The sequence below is a fragment of the Streptomyces sp. CA2R106 genome, assembly GCF_037034245.1.
GTDB lineage: Bacteria > Actinomycetota > Actinomycetes > Streptomycetales > Streptomycetaceae > Actinacidiphila.
Genome location: NZ_JBAGKC010000006.1, coordinates 128254 through 145770, shown reverse-complemented (window position 1 = coordinate 145770; position 17517 = coordinate 128254). Strand labels below are relative to the sequence as shown.

18 protein-coding genes and 1 tRNA gene are annotated in these 17517 nt (G+C 71.6%); 9 read left to right on the top strand and 10 right to left on the bottom strand.

The genetic code is table 11. The features are described from left to right. Window positions 1-105 precede the first annotated feature (105 nt). Entirely contained in the window at window positions 106-663 is a 558-nt protein-coding gene (locus tag WA788_RS11715; RefSeq protein WP_335975724.1) for an HIT family protein, read from the bottom strand. 66 nt (window positions 664-729) lie between these two features. Between WA788_RS11715 and WA788_RS11710 the strand changes: the two genes are divergently transcribed. Beyond that, window positions 730-1389, top strand: coding sequence for a potassium channel family protein (locus tag WA788_RS11710; protein WP_335975719.1), 660 nt, complete (start codon window positions 730-732; stop codon window positions 1387-1389). 42 nt (window positions 1390-1431) lie between these two features. Here WA788_RS11710 and thrS read toward each other — a convergent pair whose 3' ends face one another. Continuing rightward, complete coding sequence (gene thrS, locus WA788_RS11705) at window positions 1432-3414, bottom strand: threonine--tRNA ligase (protein ID WP_335975714.1); 1983 nt, start codon at window positions 3412-3414, stop codon at window positions 1432-1434. A gap of 279 nt (window positions 3415-3693) precedes the next feature. Here thrS and WA788_RS11700 point away from each other — a divergent pair, with 279 nt between their 5' ends. Beyond that, complete coding sequence (locus WA788_RS11700) at window positions 3694-4131, top strand: nuclear transport factor 2 family protein (RefSeq protein WP_335975711.1); 438 nt, start codon at window positions 3694-3696, stop codon at window positions 4129-4131. Window positions 4132-4194: 63 nt separating this feature from the next. On the opposite strand, the gene WA788_RS11695 is transcribed toward WA788_RS11700, so the two are convergent. Further along, window positions 4195-4800, bottom strand: a complete 606-nt coding sequence (locus tag WA788_RS11695) for a TetR/AcrR family transcriptional regulator (RefSeq protein WP_335975706.1) — start codon at window positions 4798-4800, stop codon at window positions 4195-4197. A 144-nt stretch (window positions 4801-4944) separates the two neighbouring features. Here WA788_RS11695 and WA788_RS11690 point away from each other — a divergent pair, with 144 nt between their 5' ends. Then, entirely contained in the window at window positions 4945-5658 is a 714-nt protein-coding gene (locus WA788_RS11690) for an SDR family NAD(P)-dependent oxidoreductase (protein ID WP_335975701.1), read from the top strand. Window positions 5659-5696: 38 nt separating this feature from the next. Here WA788_RS11690 and WA788_RS11685 read toward each other — a convergent pair whose 3' ends face one another. The 3 genes from WA788_RS11685 to WA788_RS11675 all read right to left on the bottom strand — a co-directional run bounded on the left by WA788_RS11685 (window position 5697) and on the right by WA788_RS11675 (window position 7439). After that, entirely contained in the window at window positions 5697-6317 is a 621-nt protein-coding gene (locus WA788_RS11685; protein ID WP_335975696.1) for a GNAT family N-acetyltransferase, read from the bottom strand. A 79-nt stretch (window positions 6318-6396) separates the two neighbouring features. Beyond that, complete coding sequence (locus WA788_RS11680) at window positions 6397-6618, bottom strand: DUF397 domain-containing protein (protein ID WP_335975690.1); 222 nt, start codon at window positions 6616-6618, stop codon at window positions 6397-6399. Further along, on the bottom strand, window positions 6615-7439 hold the full coding sequence (locus WA788_RS11675) for a helix-turn-helix domain-containing protein (RefSeq protein ID WP_335975686.1): 825 nt from the start codon (window positions 7437-7439) through the stop codon (window positions 6615-6617). The genes WA788_RS11680 and WA788_RS11675 overlap by 4 nt, the downstream gene beginning before the upstream one ends. Before the next feature lie 127 nt (window positions 7440-7566). Here WA788_RS11675 and WA788_RS11670 point away from each other — a divergent pair, with 127 nt between their 5' ends. Then, window positions 7567-8250 carry a hypothetical protein gene (locus WA788_RS11670; RefSeq protein ID WP_335975684.1) on the top strand — a complete coding sequence of 228 codons (684 nt, stop codon included), beginning with the start codon at window positions 7567-7569 and terminating at the stop codon, window positions 8248-8250. Window positions 8251-8283: 33 nt separating this feature from the next. Here WA788_RS11670 and WA788_RS11665 read toward each other — a convergent pair whose 3' ends face one another. Then, window positions 8284-8883, bottom strand: coding sequence for a TetR/AcrR family transcriptional regulator (locus WA788_RS11665; protein WP_335975680.1), 600 nt, complete (start codon window positions 8881-8883; stop codon window positions 8284-8286). Window positions 8884-9058: 175 nt separating this feature from the next. On the opposite strand from WA788_RS11665, the gene WA788_RS11660 reads away from it, so the two are divergent. Continuing rightward, entirely contained in the window at window positions 9059-10222 is a 1164-nt protein-coding gene (locus tag WA788_RS11660; protein WP_335975677.1) for an epoxide hydrolase family protein, read from the top strand. Between the two features lie 137 nt (window positions 10223-10359). Here the strand turns inward: WA788_RS11660 and WA788_RS11655 are convergent, their stop codons facing one another. Then, complete coding sequence (locus WA788_RS11655; RefSeq protein WP_335975674.1) at window positions 10360-11889, bottom strand: MFS transporter; 1530 nt, start codon at window positions 11887-11889, stop codon at window positions 10360-10362. Window positions 11890-11915: 26 nt separating this feature from the next. Between WA788_RS11655 and WA788_RS11650 the strand changes: the two genes are divergently transcribed. From WA788_RS11650 to WA788_RS11635, 4 genes are all read left to right on the top strand, one after another. Beyond that, a complete protein-coding gene (locus tag WA788_RS11650) occupies window positions 11916-12305 on the top strand; it encodes a winged helix-turn-helix transcriptional regulator (protein ID WP_335975672.1) in 390 nt (129 codons plus the stop codon). Window positions 12306-12382: 77 nt separating this feature from the next. Beyond that, complete coding sequence (locus WA788_RS11645; RefSeq protein ID WP_335975667.1) at window positions 12383-13126, top strand: class I SAM-dependent DNA methyltransferase; 744 nt, start codon at window positions 12383-12385, stop codon at window positions 13124-13126. Between the two features lie 170 nt (window positions 13127-13296). Continuing rightward, on the top strand, window positions 13297-14409 hold the full coding sequence (locus tag WA788_RS11640) for a patatin-like phospholipase family protein (protein WP_335975663.1): 1113 nt from the start codon (window positions 13297-13299) through the stop codon (window positions 14407-14409). Then, window positions 14396-16759, top strand: a complete 2364-nt coding sequence (locus WA788_RS11635) for a hypothetical protein (RefSeq protein WP_335975659.1) — start codon at window positions 14396-14398, stop codon at window positions 16757-16759. Before WA788_RS11640 ends, WA788_RS11635 begins: the two co-directional genes overlap by 14 nt. A 113-nt stretch (window positions 16760-16872) precedes the next feature. Here the strand turns inward: WA788_RS11635 and WA788_RS11630 are convergent. Both WA788_RS11630 and WA788_RS11625 read right to left on the bottom strand, forming a co-directional pair. Continuing rightward, a tRNA-Val gene (locus WA788_RS11630) sits at window positions 16873-16944 on the bottom strand. A 37-nt stretch (window positions 16945-16981) separates the two neighbouring features. Continuing rightward, window positions 16982-17443: an SRPBCC family protein gene (locus tag WA788_RS11625; RefSeq protein WP_335975656.1), complete on the bottom strand. Its 462-nt coding sequence runs from the start codon at window positions 17441-17443 to the stop codon at window positions 16982-16984. Window positions 17444-17517 lie beyond the last annotated feature (74 nt).

Genomic DNA, 17517 nt, shown 5'->3' with positions numbered 1-17517 from the left:
TCGCCCCGGACGAACCCGAGCACATACAGGGGCGCGGGGAACTGCGCGACCAGCCACCGCGGACCGCAAGGTCCCGTAACTCCGCGGACGGGGCACCCCGGAGGGTCAGTGCGGCCAGGCGTCAGCCAGAAGCTTGCGGGTGTCGGCGAGAAGCTGCGGCAGCACCTTCGTGTTGCCGACGACCGGCATGAAGTTCACGTCGCCGCCCCAGCGGGGCACCACGTGCTGGTGCAGGTGCGCCGCAATGCCGGCCCCGGCCACGCCCCCCTGGTTCATCCCGATGTTGAACCCCTGCGCCCCGGACGCGGCGCGCAGCGCCGTCATCGCCTGCTTCGTCAGCCGCGCGACCTCCGCCGTCTCGCCCTCGTCCAGCTCGGTGTAGTCCGCGACGTGGCGGTAGGGCACGAGCATGAGGTGGCCGCTGTTGTACGGGTAGAGGTTGAGCACCGCGTACGCCCGCTCCCCGCGCGCGACGACCAGCCCGTCCTCGTCGGTCTTCGACGGGATCACGCAGAAGGGGCACCCGTCCCCCGCGTCGGGCCCGCTCGGCTTGTTCTCGCCTTGGATGTACGCCATCCGGTGCGGAGTCCACAGCCGCTGGAACGCGTCCGGACCCCCCGCCCCGCCCCGCTGCTCCGGCTCACTCGTCATGCCGTTCAGCATATGGCCAACCCCCTGGTCCGCGTGTCGCCGGGGCCGGGGCGCATCGCCGCCCGCGATCCTGGCGGGATGGCCGCCGACCCCCGACTGACCCGCTGGGAGGACCGCAGCGAGCTGCCCCTCTTCGCGGTGGCGCTGCTCTTCCTGACCGCGTACGCCGTGCACGTGCTGGCCCGCGGCATGCCTGCGGCGGGGCACGAGGTGTGTCTCGGGGTGGTGTACGGCGCCTGGGCGGTGTTCCTCGTCGACTACGTGGTGCGCTGGCGGCTGGGCCCGTACGCCTCGCTGCTCGCGCATCTGCGCCACCACCTGCTGGACACCGCCGTGCTGGTGCTGCCGCTGCTGCGCCCGCTGCGTTTCGTGGACACCTACCAGGCGGTGCAGCAGCGCCGGGACGTGCCGAAGCTGAGCCTGTACGGGCGGGTGATCGCCTACACCGGGATCACCGCGGCGCTGCTGGGCTTCTCGGCGGCGCTCGCGGTCTACCAGGCGGAGCGGGGCGCGCGCGGCGCGACGATCCGTACCTTCGGCGACGCGGTGTGGTGGATGTGCTCGACCATCACCACGGTCGGCTACGGGGACGTCACCCCTGTCACGCCGCTGGGCCGGACCGTGGCGGTAGGGCTGATGGTGTGCGGTGTGGCGCTGCTGGGCGCGGTGACGGGCGCGTTCTCGTCCTGGCTGTTCCAGGTCTTCGCGCGGGAGGACGAACGGCCCCCGGCCCGCTGACGTGGCGTCGGCGGGCCGGGGGACGGGGTACGGGTGAGCGGCTCAGACCTGCACGCGGCGCTCGACGACGTCCACGAGCTTCGCGAGCGCGTCCTCGCGCGGGATGTTGTTCTCCTGCGAGCCGTCGCGGTAGCGGAAGGAGACCGTGCCCTGGGACATGTCGTCGTCGCCGACGATGATCATGAACGGCGGCTTCTGCCGCTGCCAGGTCCTGATCTTCTTCTGCATCCGGTCGGAGGAGGCGTCGACCTCCACCCGCAGCCCCTTGCGCTTGGCGTCGGCCGCGAACTCCTGGAGGTACGGCACGTGGGCGTCGCCGACCGGGATGCCGACCGCCTGGACGGGGGCGAGCCAGGCCGGGAAGGCACCCGCGTAGTGCTCCAGCAGCACCGCGAAGAACCGCTCGATGGAGCCGAAGAGCGCCCGGTGGATCATCACCGGCTGCTGCCGGGTGCCGTCGGCCGCGGTGTACTCCAGCTTGAAGCGGGCCGGCTGCTGGAAGTCGACCTGGATCGTGGACATCTGCCAGGTCCGGCCGATCGCGTCGCGCGCCTGGACGGAGATCTTCGGGCCGTAGAAGGCGGCGCCGCCCGGGTCCATCACCAGTTCCAGGCCCTGCTTGCCGGCGGCCAGCCGCAGCTGCTCGGTGGCCTCGGCCCACTCCTCGTCGGTGCCGATGAACTTCTCGGAGTCGCCGCGGGTGGACAGCTCCAGGTAGAAGTCGCTCAGACCGTAGTCCCGCAGCAGGTTCAGCACGAAGGTGAGCAGCGAGTCCAGTTCGTCGGGCACCTGCTCCTTGGTGCAGTAGATGTGCGAGTCGTCCTGGGTGAAGCCGCGGGCGCGGGTCAGGCCGTGCACGACGCCGGACTTCTCGTACCGGTACACGGTGCCGAACTCGAACAGCCGCAGCGGCAGTTCGCGGTAGGACCGGCCGCGGGCGTCGAAGATCAGGTTGTGCATCGGGCAGTTCATGGCCTTGAGGTAGTAGTCCTGCCCCTCGAACTCCATGGGGGGAAACATGCCCTCGGCGTAGTGCGGCAGGTGGCCGGAGGTCTCGTAGAGCTTCGCCTTGGTGATGTGCGGGGTGTTGACGAACTCGTACCCCGCCTCCTCGTGGCGGCGGCGCGAGTACTCCTCCATCTCCTTGCGGATCACCCCGCCCTTGGGGTGGAAGACCGCCAGGCCCGAGCCCAGCTCGTCGGGGAAGGAGAACAGGTCGAGTTCGGCGCCGAGCTTGCGGTGGTCGCGCTTCTCGGCCTCGGCGAGGAAGTCGAGGTGGGCCTTCAGCTCTTCCTTCGTGGGCCACGCGGTGCCGTAGATCCGCTGGAGCTGCGGGTTCTTCTCGCTGCCGCGCCAGTACGCGGCGGCGTTGCGCATCAGCTTGAAGGCCGGGATGGCGCGGGTGGTGGGCAGGTGCGGGCCGCGGCACAGGTCCTTCCAGCACAGCTCGCCGGTCTTCGCGTCGAGGTTGTCGTAGATGGTCAGCTCGCCGCCGCCCACCTCGACGTCCGCGCCGTCGTCGGAGCCCGCCGCGGCGCCCTTGAGCCCGATCAGCTCCAGCTTGTACGGCTCGTCGGACAGCTCCTCGCGGGCGGCGTCGTCGGTGACCGCGCGCCGGGAGAAGCGCTGGCCGCGCTTCTGGATCTCCTGCATGCGCTTCTCGATGGCCTTGAGGTCATCGGGGGTGAAGGGCTGCGGGACGTCGAAGTCGTAGTAGAAGCCGTCCTTGATCGGCGGGCCGATGCCGAGCTTGGCCAGCGGGAAGAGGTCCTGCACGGCCTGCGCCATCACGTGCGCGGTGGAGTGCCGCAGGATGTTCAGCCCGTCGGGGCTGGTGATCTCCACGGCCTCGACCTCGTCGCCGTCCGCGAGCGGGTACGCGAGGTCCTTGAGCACGCCGCCGACGCGGGCGGCGACCACGGAGCGCTCGCCCTCGAACAGATCGGCCGCGGTCGTGCCCGTCGTGACCAACCGCTCTTCCGGTTCGGCGGAATCGCGTCTGATGACCACACGGAGGTCTGACACCGGTCTGCTCCTGACTTGTCGCTTACGGGCGCGGGCGGGTCGTCCGCCGCCGCTGCGCTGAATCGTACCGAGCCGGGGCGGGCGGGCGCGAAGCCGCGGGTGTGTGGCGCCGGGGCCGGTGGGGGCAGGGGCGGTGGGCACTCGGGGTCGACGCGGCCGACGGCCGTGCCGCATCCTACTCAGGACCGCGAGTACGCGATCCGATGCGTGCTCGATCCGATGGGTACTCCCCGCTGAGTACTCCCCGCCCGGGACCCCAGGACCAGGAGCGCCGCCGCCATGACGTCGACCGACACCGCAGTGGACCGTTTCCGTACCGCCGTCGAGCAGCGCGACCTCGGGGCGATGACCGACCTGTTCACCGAGGACGTGCGGCTCTACAGCCCGGTGAAGTTCCGCCCCTTCGAGGGCCGGGACCAGGTGCTGGGCCTGCTCGGGGTCCTGCTGCGCACGTTCGAGGACTTCCGGTACGTCGGCCGGCTCGACGGCTCCGCCCTCACCCTCACCGACGACGGCGACACCCCGGCCGCGGTGCTGCTCTTCCGCGCCACGGTCAACGGGCGCGACATCAACGGGATCGACCTCATCCACCTCGACGACGCGGGCCGCATCCGCGAGTTCACCGTCATGGTCCGGCCGCAGTCCGCGGTCCACACCCTCGGTGAGGCCGTCCTCGCCGGCCTCACCGCCGCCGGCCCCACCCCGGCCCAGCCCTGACCGGGCACCGGCCCTGACCCCGACCCCGACCGGCCCTGACTCCGCTGCCGCCCTGCACCCGCGTCAGGTGCGGACGGCGGTCAGGCATTCGTCGTAGAGGTCGATGATGTCGCCGCGGCCGTCGTCGGCGACCCAGGCCATCGAGGCGGCGTCCAGGCAGGCGAAGGCGGTGGCGATCACCGCGCGGGCCTTGGCGCCCTTGTTGCCGGCGCCCATCCGGGGCTCGATGAGGGGCAGCAGGTCCTCCTGGAACCGCAGCCCCTTTTCGAGCCAGCCGGCGCGCAGCGACGCCGTGTTGTGCAGCAGGCGGAAGCGCCGCAGAGCCTGTTCCCGGCTGTCGTGCAGCGCCAGGAGGGCGGCGATCCCCGCGCGCAGGACCTCCCAGGCGTCGGCGTCGGCGGGCTGCGCGCCGACCGCGGCCGTCAGGACCTGCCCGAACCGCTCCTGGCCGCCGCCGCCGAGCAGGTCCTCCTTGGTGCCGAAGTAGCGGAAGAGGGTGCGCTGGGAGACGCCGGCCTCGCGGGCGATCTGGGCGATGGTCGTCTCGTCGTACCCCTGCTCGGTGAACAGCCGCAGCGCCGTCTCGAGGATCTCCTGGGACGCCAACTGCCGCGTGCGGTCCCACAGCGTGGCCGGTGCGCCCGTCGCCGGTGTGCCCTCCTTCTTCATGGCACCAGCCTAGCTCAGCACTGCCATGTCGGCAGTCACCAGATGTTTGGCAGTCACTGCCACACTGACGTACGCTGCCACACAGGCGCACCGCGCCCGTCCACCACACCCGTACGCAAAACCCGTACGCAAAAGGAGCGCATCATGCCCGCACCCGCGGCTTTCATCACCGGAGGAACCAGCGGCATCGGCAAGGCGACCGCCGAACTGCTCCACTCCCGCGGCTACCGCGTCATGGTCACCGGCCTCAGCAACGTCACCGACGCGGGCCTCCCCCCGGGCATCACCGCCGTCCGGGCCGACGCACGCTCCCTGCCGGACATCGACCACGCGCTGGACCAGGCCCGCCGCGACCTCGGCTCCCTCGACCTGCTCTTCCTCAACGCGGGCATCTCCCGCCCGGGCCCGATCGAGTCGACCGACGAGGACGCCTTCGACGCCCTCTTCGACACCAACGTCAAGGGCACCTTCTTCACCCTGCAAAAGGCGCTCCCCCTCCTCAACGAGGGCGCCTCGGTGGTCTTCACCGTGGGCGCCGGCGAAGGTGTCGGAGCCGCCGTGACCGCCGCCAAGGGCGCCCTGCTCCCCCTCATGCGGTCCGTCGCCCTCGAACTCGCCCCCCGCCGCATCCGCGTCAACGCCGTCAGCCCCGGCCTGATCGACACCCCCGCCTACGCCAAGATGGGCGTCCCCCGCGAGATGATCGACGCCTGGGCCCGCGACATCCCCCTCGGCCGCGCCGGCACCCCCGCGGACATCGCCGAAGCCGTCGCCTTCCTCGCATCCGACGCCGCCGCCTACCTCACCGGCGACAACCTCACCATCTCCGGCGGCCTGGGCATCCACGCCAACGCCTGAGCCCGACTCCCCCGCGTCGGCCCGTTCTCCGGGGGCGGTCAGCGGGGGGAGGCGAGGCGGGACTCCAGGCGGGTGCGGCGGGCGGGCCACTCCTGGGCGGTGATGGAGAAGATCGCCGAGTCGCGGAGCTGTCCGTCCTCGCCGGGGGCCCAGGAACGGGACCAGTTGCGGAGTACGCCCTCGAAGGTGGCGCCGACGGCTTCGATGGCGGCGCGTGAACGGAGGTTGCGGGCATCGGTCTTGAGGTCCACCCGCGCCACGTGCCAGACCTCGAACGCGTGCCGGAACAGCAGGTACTTGGCCTCGGTGTTGACGCCGGTGCCCTGCGCGGAGCCCGCCAGCCAGGTGAACCCGATCTCGACCGCGGAGAGCGCGTCCGGGGTCAGCGCGAAGCGCGGGTCCCAGAAGGATGTCGCGCCCACCGCGCGCCCGGTGGACCTGAGCACCTGCGCGTACGGCGCGAGCCGTCCGGACGCGGCGCGGGCGAGTTGCTCGTCGACGTAGCGCCCGGCCTCATCGGCCCTGGGCACCCAGGTGAAACCGTACGACGAGCGGTCCTCCTCCGCGGCCACGGCCAGGTCCGGGACGTGCTGGTGCCCCAGCGGCTCCAGCCGGACCAACTCCCCCTCCAGCACGGGCCATTCCCACACGAACCCCATCCCCCCGCGTCCCCTTCCGAATTCCACGAGGTGCCCCGTCCGCGCCGAACAGGGCACCCTTGTCCGTCACTCCGCGAAACTACGCGTTGTCGAATGCGCCCGAAGCGACGGCGCCCACGAACGAGGCCCACGCGTCCTGGGTGAACACCAGGGCCGGGCCGTTCGGGTTCTTGCTGTCGCGCGTAGCGAAATGGCCGCCCATCCGGGTCACTTCGACACAGTCCTGATTCTCCGAGCCGCTGTACGAGGATTTGCGCCAGCCGGTGAGAACCGAAGCATCGGGTATACGGAAAGCATTCATTCGGCGCACCCTTTCAGGTAACGATGGATAACGTCGAGAGATTCGTTCGCCGGCAGGGCCTGGGAACGGGCCACGTCAAAGCGTTGGACGAGCGCCAGCACCCCGCTCGGGGACTCTACACCGTTGCCCGAAGCGAAGCTTTCGACCAGCCCCAGGGTGCTCCCGTCCCCCAACGTCAGCAACGTCAGGCTGCCACCCATCATCGGGTGAAGCCCCTTGGAAAAGGGCAGCACTTGGAGCGTGATGTTCGGGCGGACCGCCATCTCGACCAGGTGCTCCAGTTGACGGACCGTCGTCTCCCGGCGGTGGCTACCGCGCGCCAGCACCGCCTCGTCCATGATGGCCCAGTAAAGCGGCGGGTCCTGGCGATCGAAGATGGCGGCCCGCCGCTGCCGGACCTGGGCCCGTACCTCCGCCTCCGGCACACGCTCCCCGGCGATGCCGACCGTGAACGACTCCCGCGTGTACTCCTCGATCTGCAACAGCCCGGGCACCGTACTGCTCGTGAAGACCTGGATACGCGTCGCGTCGCCCTCCTTCGCGACGATCTTCCTGCTGTAGTCCGCGATCAGGCTGTCCTGGGCCATGGCGAGCAGCTCCGTGATGAGGCCGTCGGAACGGAAATACGTGTCGAACGCTTCCGCGAGGGCCTCCGAGGGCAACTGCTCGCCGCGTTCGACTCGGCTGATGTACGTGTGGGGATAGCCGACGACGTTCGCCAGCGCCCGTTGGGAAAGGCCGGACGCTTCCCGTAGGCGGCGGAGCCGACGGCCGAGCATCGCGCGCGGGGTGGCAGCGGTGTCCTCGTCATGGAGTTCCATTGCTCGAACGTACCGTCAATCGGCTGTCCACACGGGGGCTTTGGTGACAGCCTTTCCATGGCACGGAATTGGGCCGGGCGGCAATGTGGTGGGCCCAGCAGAATTCGCGCCGCGAGGAGTTCGTTCCATGGCACCGACCCCTGCCGTACCGACCCGTGCCGTACCGACCCGTGCCGTACCGCCCCATGCCCTGCCGACCCGTCCGCTCGGCTCCTTTCCGTTGCGCGGGGTGGTGCCGTACATCACCGCGTGGTCGTCGGAGGCGGAGCAGCCGGCCGCGCTCGTGGTGCGGCGCGGGCGGCTCGGGTACGCGGACGAACACCCGCTGGACCGGGACCGTTTCGGCATCCTGTGGCGCCGGATCGGGGCGAGCCCCGGGGTCGGGGCGCCGGAGTACGGCCGGGTGCACAGTCTGCGGCAGCGCCGTACGATGCTGCGCGCGCTGTGCCAGGTGTGCGGCGGCCCGGCCGACCGCGACCGCGACGGCGTGCTGTGGCTGATGGGCCGCGCGGAGTACGAACGCGAGCCCTGGCCCGCGCCGATCGAGTCCCCGCACCCGCCGGTCTGCACCCCGTGCGCCCGCAAGGCCGTACGGCTCTGCCCGCACCTGCGCGACCACTACGTCGCCGTGCGCGCCCGCCGCTTCCACCTGTCCGCCGTCCACGGTGCCCTCCACGTCCCCACTGTCGCCCGCCCGCGCGCCGTCGCCGTGGAGACCGTCCCCCTCTACAGCCCGCGGACCGTCTGGCTGCAGGCCGGCCAGTACATCACCCGCCTCGTGGACTACCGCACGGTGCGGCTGCCGGAGTAGCTGCGGCTGCCGGGTAGGCGCTCGCGCCGCGGGTCAGGGCCGGTCGTCGGCGAGAGCGAGGGCGCGCGCCTCAGGAACCCCCAGCATCAGCAGGCTCGTAATCGCCGCGGCTCGGGCGCCGAGCGTCCCGTTCGCCAGGTCGCTGTCCGCGACGGCGAAGACGACGCCGTAGGCGAGCTGGCTCAGCACGGCGGCGGGCAGGTGCCGTGCGAACACCTCGGCTTCCTGGCCGCGTTGTACGAGGGCGGCGAGGAGTTCGTCGAGCGGACCGAGCAGGCCGTGGATCGCCTCGCCGTACTCGCCGCGGCGCAGCGCGAGCAGCACGCGGTACCGGTGCGCCACCGGCCAGAGGCGGGCGACGAACGCCGCCCAGGCCGCGTCCGCCGCCGGCCCGGAGGCGTCGACCTCGGTGAGCACGGCCGTCATCTCGGTGACGGCCCGTTCCGTGAGGGTTTGGATCAGGTCCAGGCGCGAGGGGAAGTGGCCGTAGACGGTGCGCCGGACCACGCCCGCGGCGGCGGCGATGTCGCCCATGCCGGCGTCGGGGTTCTCCCCCAGCACGTCGAGGGAGACGTCGAGGATGCGGTCGCGGGTCTGCTGCGTCGCGCGGGCGCGGGAGGACTCGGTGGGCACGTGTCCATTGTTGCACACCGGTGTGCAACGGCGTAGATTGCACAGTGGTGTGCAACGAAGAGTTGCGCCGTACTGCGGGCCCGACCTGCGGGTTCGACCTGCGGGTTCGACCTGCGAGCCCGTACCACAAGCCCGTACCGCAAGCCCGTCCTGCGAAGCCCAGGAGATGAAGGCAATGACCGTACCCACGCCGCCGACCTCGGCCCCCGTCCGCCCGTTCACCGTCTCGATCCCGGACGCGGAGATCGACGACCTGAAGCAGCGGCTGGCCCGGACGCGGTGGCCCGACCCGGAAACGGTGGACGACTGGTCGCAGGGGGTCCGCGTGGAGCACGCCAGGTCGCTGGTCGCGTACTGGGAGCGCGGCTACGACTGGCGGCGCTTCGAGGCCGACCTCAACCGCTACCCCCAGTTCCTCACCGAGATCGACGGCCTGGACATCCACTTCCTCCACGTGCGGTCCGAGAACCCCGGCGCGATGCCGCTGATCCTCACCCACGGATGGCCCGGCTCGAACATCGACTTCCTGAAGCTGATCGGCCCGCTGACCGATCCGGTGGCGTTCGGCGGGGACGCCGCCGACTCCTTCGACGTCGTCGTCCCCTCGCTGCCCGGGTTCGGCTTCTCGCAGAAGCCCGAGGGCACCGGCTGGAACGCCGCGCGCATCGCCGGCGCGTGGGCGGAGCTGATGAAGCGGCTCGGCTACACCCGGTGGGCCGCCCAGGGCGGCGACTGGGGCGCCGTCGTCACGACGGCGCTGGGAGCCACGCGGCCGGAGGGGCTGCTCGGCATCCACCTGACCACCCCGTTCGCCTTCCCCGCGGACATCCCCGACACCCTGTCGCCCGAAGAGCGCTACGCCGTGGACTCCCTCGCCCTCTACACCGGCGACCTCGGCGGGTCGAACCACCTCCAGGGCACGAAGCCGCAGACCGTCGGATTCGCCCTGGCGGACTCGCCCGCGGGCCAGGCGGCCTGGATCTACGAGAAGTTCCAGTCCAAGACCGACAACCGCGGGCTCGCCGAGGACGCCCTGAGCAGGGACGACATGCTCGACGCGGTGTCGCTGTACTGGCTCACCAACAGCGCGGCGTCGTCCGGACGTATCTACTGGGAGAACAGGACGGGCAGTTTCGCGGGCCCGAAGCTGACGCTCCCGGTCGCGGTGACCGTGTTCCCGAAGGACATCCCGCTCCTGCCGCGCACCTGGATCGAGGCCACCTACAGCGACCTGATCCACTACGGCGAGGCCGAGCGGGGCGGGCACTTCGCGGCCCTGGAGCAGCCCGGCATCCTGGTCGACGAGATCCGCGCCGGGCTGCGCGGCCTTCGGTCCTGACGGCGCCGGGGCCTGCGGGCGGGGCCGACGGGCGGGGTCGGCGGGCGGGGTCGGCGGGCGGCGCCGTTGCCGTAGTGCCGTTGCCGTAGCGCTGGGGCCGCACCGCTGAGGCCGCACCGCGAACCGTCGGACCGGCCCTACACGGCGACCGGCTTCTCCTCGTCCGCTCGGCGCCGTACCGCCGCGGGCGACCGCAGCAGGGCCGCGGCGAGGAGGAGCGCTACTACGACGAGGGCGGCGGCGACACGGAAGGCGAGCCGGTAGCCGGCCGTGAGCGCCGAGGCGGTGCCCGTTCCGCCGCCCAGCAGGGAGTCCGTGTGCGAGGCGGCGAGCGTGCTGAGGACCGCGAGGCCGAAGGCGCCGCCGACCTGCTGCATGGTGTTGAACAGGCCCGAGGCGATCCCCGAGTCCCGGGGTGTGGACGCCGACATCGCGAGCGTGGCGAGCGAGGGCATCGCCAGGCCGAAGCCGACGCCGATCGGCAGCAGCGCGGGCAGCACGTCCACCGCGTAGTTCCCGCCCGCCGGTACGCGGCCGAGCGCGGCGAGCCCTGCCGCGATGAGCGCGAGTCCCGGCAGGAGCACGGCGCGGGGCCCGAAGCGGCCGATCAGCTTGGGCGAGGCGCCGAGGGACAGTGCGCCGATCGCGACCGGGACCGGGAAGATGGCGAGGCCGGTGCGTATCTCGTCCAGGCGCAGCACCTTCTGGAGGTAGAGCACGCACAGGAACTGGAAGCTGAACATCCCCGCCACCAGGAGGGCTTGGATGCCCATCGCCGCGGAGACGTCGCGGGCGCGGAGCACGCGCAGCGGCAGCAGCGGGTGGGCGGCGCGTGCCTGGCGGGCGACGAAGCCGAGGAGCAGGGCGAGGGCGGTGGCGCCGCAGCCGAGGGTCGGTAGGGAGTTCCAGCCGTGGTCGGCGGTCCCGACGATCGTGTAGACGCCGAGCATCAGCCCGGCGGTGACCAGGAGGGCGCCCGCGACGTCGGTGCCCTGGTCCAGGCCGTTGCCCGGCTCGGCGGTGAGCACGCGTGCGGCTGCCAGCGCGGCGGCGATGCCGATCGGGACGTTGACCAGGAAGATCCAGTGCCAGCCGACGGCCTGGGTCAGGGCGCCGCCCGCGAGCAGCCCCAGCGAGCCGCCCGCGGACTGGACGAAGCTGTAGACGCCGATGGCCTTCGCCCGCTCCCCTGGCCGCGGGAAGAGGGTGACGACCATGCCGAGCGTGACCGCGGAGGTCACCGCGCCGCCGATGCCCTGGACGAAGCGTGCGGCCAGCAGCGTCGCCGGGTCCTGGGACGCGCCGCACAGCAGCGAGGCGGCGGTGAAGAGGACCAGGCCCGCGGTGAAGACGCGTTTGCGGCCGACGAGGTCGCCGAGCCGCCCGGCGAGCAGCAGCAGGCCCCCGAAGGGGACCAGATAGGCGTTGACGACCCAGGCGAGGCCCGACGAGGAGAAGCCGAGGTCCTGCTGGATGGACGGCAGCGCCACGTTCACGACGGTGCCGTCGAGGATGACCATCAACTGCCCGGCGCAGAGCACGGCCAGTGCCGTCCAGCGTGACGCCGTCGGTACGTTTTCCCGCACGGGGACCCCTTCCTTGGAGCAACTTGCCTGCGCAACTTGCTTGGTGCACTGGTTGTTACAGCGGCCATCGTCTGTAACCATGGCGCGCGGCGGAAGGAGGCACTTTCATGTCACGCGGTCACACGGATGTGTCCGACCAGGTCAACAACGAGGCGTGCCCGCTCACCGAGGTCCTCGACCACGTCGCGGGCAAGTGGAGCATCGGCATCCTCGTCGCCGCGGCCCACGGCCCGGTCCGGTTCACGGAGTTGGAGCGGGCCATTCCGGGGATCAGCCGGCGCATGCTGACGCTGAACCTGCGCAAGCTGGAGCGGGACGGCCTGCTGGTGCGGACCGTCTACCCGACGGTGCCGCCGAAGGTGGAGTACCGGCTCACGCCCATGGCCCGCGAACTGCATGCGAGCCTGACGGGGCTGGTCGGCTGGGCGGAGCGGCACCGGGCGGACATCACGGCCGCCCGCGCCACCTACGACGAGGCGGCCGCGTCGGGCTCCTGAGGGGCGTACGGGGGCCGGGGGCCGGCTGCGGTAATTGCGTCGACAACTCCCCCCGCCCGGCGGCAGAGTGGCCGCCCATGACGAGCAGCGAGCTGTGGACGCGTGCGATGGCCGAGCGGTACGACACCGACGAAGCGGACAGCTCCACACCCGAGGCCCTCGAACCGCTCCTCGCCCTCCTCACCGAACTGGCGGGCGACGGGCCGGCATTGGAGTTCGCGATCGGCACCGGCCGGATCGGCGTGCCGCTGCGGGAGCGCGGCGTGCCCGTCACCGGCATCGAACTGTCCGCGCACATGGCGGCCGTCCTGCGGCGCAAGGTCGACGCGGACACGCTGCCCGTCGTCCTCGGAGACATGGCGACCACCCGCGTCCCCGGCGAGTTCTCCCTCGTCTACCTCGTCTACAACACCATCTCCAACCTGCTCACCCAGGAGGAGCAGGTCGAGTGCTTCCGCAACGCCGCCCGCCATCTGCGGCCCGGCGGCCGCTTCCTCGTCGAGCTGCTCGTACCCCCGCTCCAGCTCCTGCCGCCCGGGCAGGTCGCGGTGCCCTTCGACGTCTCCGACCACCACCTCGGCTTCGACACCTTCGACCTGGCCGAGCAGATGCTCACCTCGCACCACTTCACCCGCGACACCGACGACGGCCGCTACCGCCGCGTCAACACCCGCCACCGCTACGCCTGGCCGGCCGAACTCGACCTGATGGCCCGCCTCGCCGGCCTCCACCTCGACCGCCGCACCGCCGACTGGACCGGCACCCCCTTCACCGCGACCTCCCCCAAACACATCTCCATCTACCGCAGCCCCACCACCTGATCCCGGCCCAGGCGGCGGCAAGGTCGGCGGCTGACCGCGATATCACCGCGTCGGGCGACGAATTACGGGGGAACCGGGACAGCGGGAGACCGCGTCTGGCACAGTGCAGCGACAGCCGGCGCGGCGGTGCAGCGCGGCGCCGGCCAGGCGGCCGATCCAGATGGGGGATCATGCGAAGCGGTGATGTCGGGAGTGCGGACGCGTACTGGGACTCCGCCCACCCGGTCCTGGAGGTCTTACGGGCCCGCCGGGCCGAGGGCAGCCTCCCGGGGCAGCGGAGCGACGGCGCGAAAGTGGCGCTCGCCATCGAGGGCGGCGGCATGCGCGGCGTCATCTCGGCGGCGATGCTCACCCAACTCGAGGACTACGGCTTCAAGAACGCCTTCGACGCGGTCTACGGCTGCTCGTCCGGCGGCATCAACGCCGCCTACTTCCTCGCCGGCGAGACCTGGTACCCGCTGTCCATCTACTACGACGACCTGACGACCAAGCACTTCGTCGACTTCGCGCGGGCCCTGCGGCGGCTGCCGATCCTGGGCCTGGACTACGCCTTCGACCACGTGATGGAGCAGTTGAAGCCGCTGGACTACGAGGCGGTGCTCCGTTCGGACATCCCGCTGGTCGTCCCGGTGACGGACGTCGACGCGCTCAAGACGGTGCCGTTGCGGGACTTCTCCACCCGCGCGGAGCTCAAGGCGGCGCTCCGCGCCTCCGCGTGGCTGCCGATCGCCCTTCCGGGCACGGTCACCATGGCCGACGGGCGGCGCGCGCTGGACGGAGGGGTGCTCACCGCGCTGCCGTTCCGGCTGGCGGTCCAGGACGGCTGCACCCACGTGCTCTCCCTCAGCACGCGCCCGATGCGCCCGGCGAGCACCGGCTTCTCGCTCCTGCACCGCTACACGTACCTGTACCTCGAGCGCATCAAGAAGGGCCTGGGCCGCGGCTACCTGCTCGCGATCCGCGAGAAGCACCGGGACCAGGACTGGCTCCACCGTATGCGGACCGCTCCCGCCGAGGACGCACCCCAGGTGCTCGACCTCGCGCCGCTGCCGTGGATGACCGAACTCAAGCGCCACGAACTGGACAAGCACCTCCTGCTGGAGAACGCCCGGACCGCCTACGAGGTGGCGTTCTGCGCGACGGAGGGGCGACCGGTCGAACTCATCCGCCAGGGAAGTGTCCGGGCCATGCCCAGATTGACGATAGTGGACTCCACCGATGACCACTCAGCACGTGACGCTGGATCAACTGATCCCAGCACTAAGGGACTTGACGGAATATAGCGACGCGCAGACCGCGAACCCGGTCGCTCTGCTGGGCCTGGCCGACACCGGTCGGCCGGAGACGTCCCGGGACCGGACCCGGCGGCTTCGCTCCTGGCGGCGCCTGCTCCAGGAGATCCCGCTGGACGAGCGCTCGTTCGACGACCGTTTCGGGCTCGACGGCAGGGCGGCCCTCATCGCCGCCCTGTCGGCCTGGTGCCGCGGCTACCGTGCCGAGAGCGACGAGCGACGGACGCGGTTGGCCGGCCTCTTCGGCTTCACCGGCCTGCTGCTGGTCACCCTGCTCAGCCTCGCCGAGTCCGAGGCGCAGCGCTCCGCTGCGCACGCCCCCGCCGCGCCCGCTCGGCAGGGCCGGGCCCTGACCCACGACTGCGCGGACACCTGCGGGGCCCTGGTCACCGAGCCCGCCGTGGCGAGGGCCATCGCGGAGGCCTACCGGCCGGACCCGCCGGCCGGAGGGCGCCGCTCCGCCACGGCGGGCGAGCCGGCGGAGCAGGAGTGGGCCGCCGTGGAGCAGGAACCGCTGAGCTTCCACCGCCACGGCAGCACCTCGCTGATCCTGCGCGGCGTGACCTCCCGGGCCGTCCACGGCAACCGCCTGCCGTTCGCGCTGAAGCTGATCATCTACCCGTTCACCAAGTTCCCGATCATCGCGCACGCCACCCGGGAGTACGCCCAGCGCTACGGCAACCCGGCCACCGGCGCCCGGCACCTCGTGCACGTGTGGGCCAGTTTCGACAGCTGGATACTGATGGACTTCGTGGCGGGAAAGACCCTCGCGGAGACCGTCAACGAGGAGCGTGCGCGGGAAGCGGCGGGCGGCGAGGAGTCGCGGTCGCTGCGGCTGGACCGGCTCGGGGACAGGGGGCGCCGCCTGTTCGAGGCGCTGGAGGAGCTCCAGACCGTCGCCCGGGCCGGCTCCTCGCCCGGCCCCTCGCCCGACCGTTTCCCCGGCGTGCACGCGGACCTGTCACCGTCCAACATCATCGTGTCCGACGTCGACGGCTCCTTCCAGCTCATCGACCTGGGGCGCAACTACCTCTACACCCACACCGTCACCGGGACGACGGGCACGGACGCCGCGTACATCGCGCCGGAGGTCAGGGCGGGCGACAGCGAGATCGGGCGGGCCGACCTGTACTCGGTCGGCCAACTGCTCGTGCTGATCGGCTGCGGCCGGACGAGCACCGACGGCGTCGTGCCGGACGTCTTCTACATGCGGGCGATGCTGCTGGCGCGCTTCGTCGAGGACCTGGTCGACGCCGACCCCGGGCGCCGATTACTCATCTTCCCCGCGGGGGCGGGGCCGGACTTCTCGTTCACCGAGCTGAAGAACAGCTTCCTGGCCGAGCTGGAGATGACGCAGGCCGCCGAGCGGGGGGCGGACGTCCTGCGGGTGGAGACGGGGCTGCGGGCGTCCCGCGAGCTGCTCCGGCCGCTGGCCGGCGACCCGGGCCGGGAGTGGCGGCTGTGGCGGATGCGCAGGCAGCAGAGCGTCCGGCCCGCCGCCAACCGGGGACTGCTCGCCAACTGGCTGCTCGCCTGGTCGTTCGTGGCCGCGGCGGTCTGGGCGGTCACCAACACGGTCGTCATCACCTGGCTGCTGCGCGACCTGAACCTGGGCTGGGGGAACCGCACGGTCGAGTTGGTCCAGCACCTCACGCACGACCCCACGGGGCTGCCCGTCATCGACGCGTGGCGGCGCGGGGACTACCACGTGCCCGACTGGCAGGCGAACCTTCCGGCGCGGATCGTCGGCTTCTCCTACGCGCTGGCCGCGCCGAAGTACTACGAGATCATCTCCTCCGGCCTGACGCCCCTGGTCGTCGGCCGCCGCGTCGGCGCCATGAGCTGGCTGGCGCTGGCGACCGAGGCGGTGATGCGCATGATGGCCCTGCTGCCGTGCGCACTCGTGCTGGCGGTCACGCTGGTGGAACCGCGGTGGTGGCCGGTCAACTCGGCGATCGGCCAGGTGTCCCTGTGCCTGACGAACTACATGACGCTCTTCTTCGCGCGTACGGCGATCGCCCGCTCCCGGCGCCTCGGGCTCAGTACCGTCCCCGCCGACGACAGCAAGATCACCGGGCTGTCCTCCTTCGCCCAGTGGGCGCCCACCTCGCTCTTCTACGCCGCGGCGGTGCTCACCATCGGGGTCCTGCTCTACACGCACGTCCTGGAGGACACCTACGTCTACGCGCTCGGCGCCGCGGCGACCAACATCTTCGTCTTCTACGTGATCAAGACCGGCATCGGCGGCCCGATGATCCGCGTGGTGATCGTCCGCTCCCACCTGGCCGCCGAACGCGTGGCCCGGGCCAGCGCTCTGCCGCCCCCACCCCCCCGCCCCTGAGCCCTCCCCAACTCCGGCACCCCCGACCGCAGTTGCCCGCCCCCAACCACAAGCGCAAGCCGCGCCGCACAGCAAAAGGGGCCGCCTCGGTGGGCGGCCCCTTTTGGGTGGGGTGGGCGATACTGGGATCGAACCAGTGACCCCTTCGGTGTGAACGAAGTGCTCTCCCGCTGAGCTAATCGCCCCGACGACGTGAACAATACAGGGCGGGCCGGGGGTGGTTCAAACGCGATGGGGCGTGGCGGCGAGGTGGGCGCGCAGGCCGCGGCGGCAAGAGCGCATCATGGCGGCGTGGTTGGCGCGGAAGAGGGGGCGGCAGGGCAGGGCGAGCCGTCGCATGAGGGGCTTGCGGACGGTGACGTCCTGCTCGTAGAGGAGGTGGGTGGCGCCACCGGGGGCGGGGTGGAGGGTCCAGCGGACCCAGCCGTCGAGGTCTCCGGACAGGGCGGCTTCGAGGACGCGGGCGCGCGGGTCCTGGCGAGTGGCGCGGGCGGTGACGGTGAGGTCGTAGGGCAGGGCGGAGCGGAAGCGGAGGAGGCCGGTGGTCTCGGACGTACGGTGGACCGCGCGGACCTGGGGCCACCAGTCGGGGTAGGCGTCGGGGCGTTCGAGGACGCGGTAGACGGCGTCGGGGCCGGCGTCCAGGCGCCAGGAGCTGCGGAATCGGTAGTGGCTCCAGTCCATGGGCCCAGTGTGCGCCGGGAGTTGGGCGAGGGAGCACATACGAAAGGTCCCGGGCCGTCGGATGGACGGCCCGG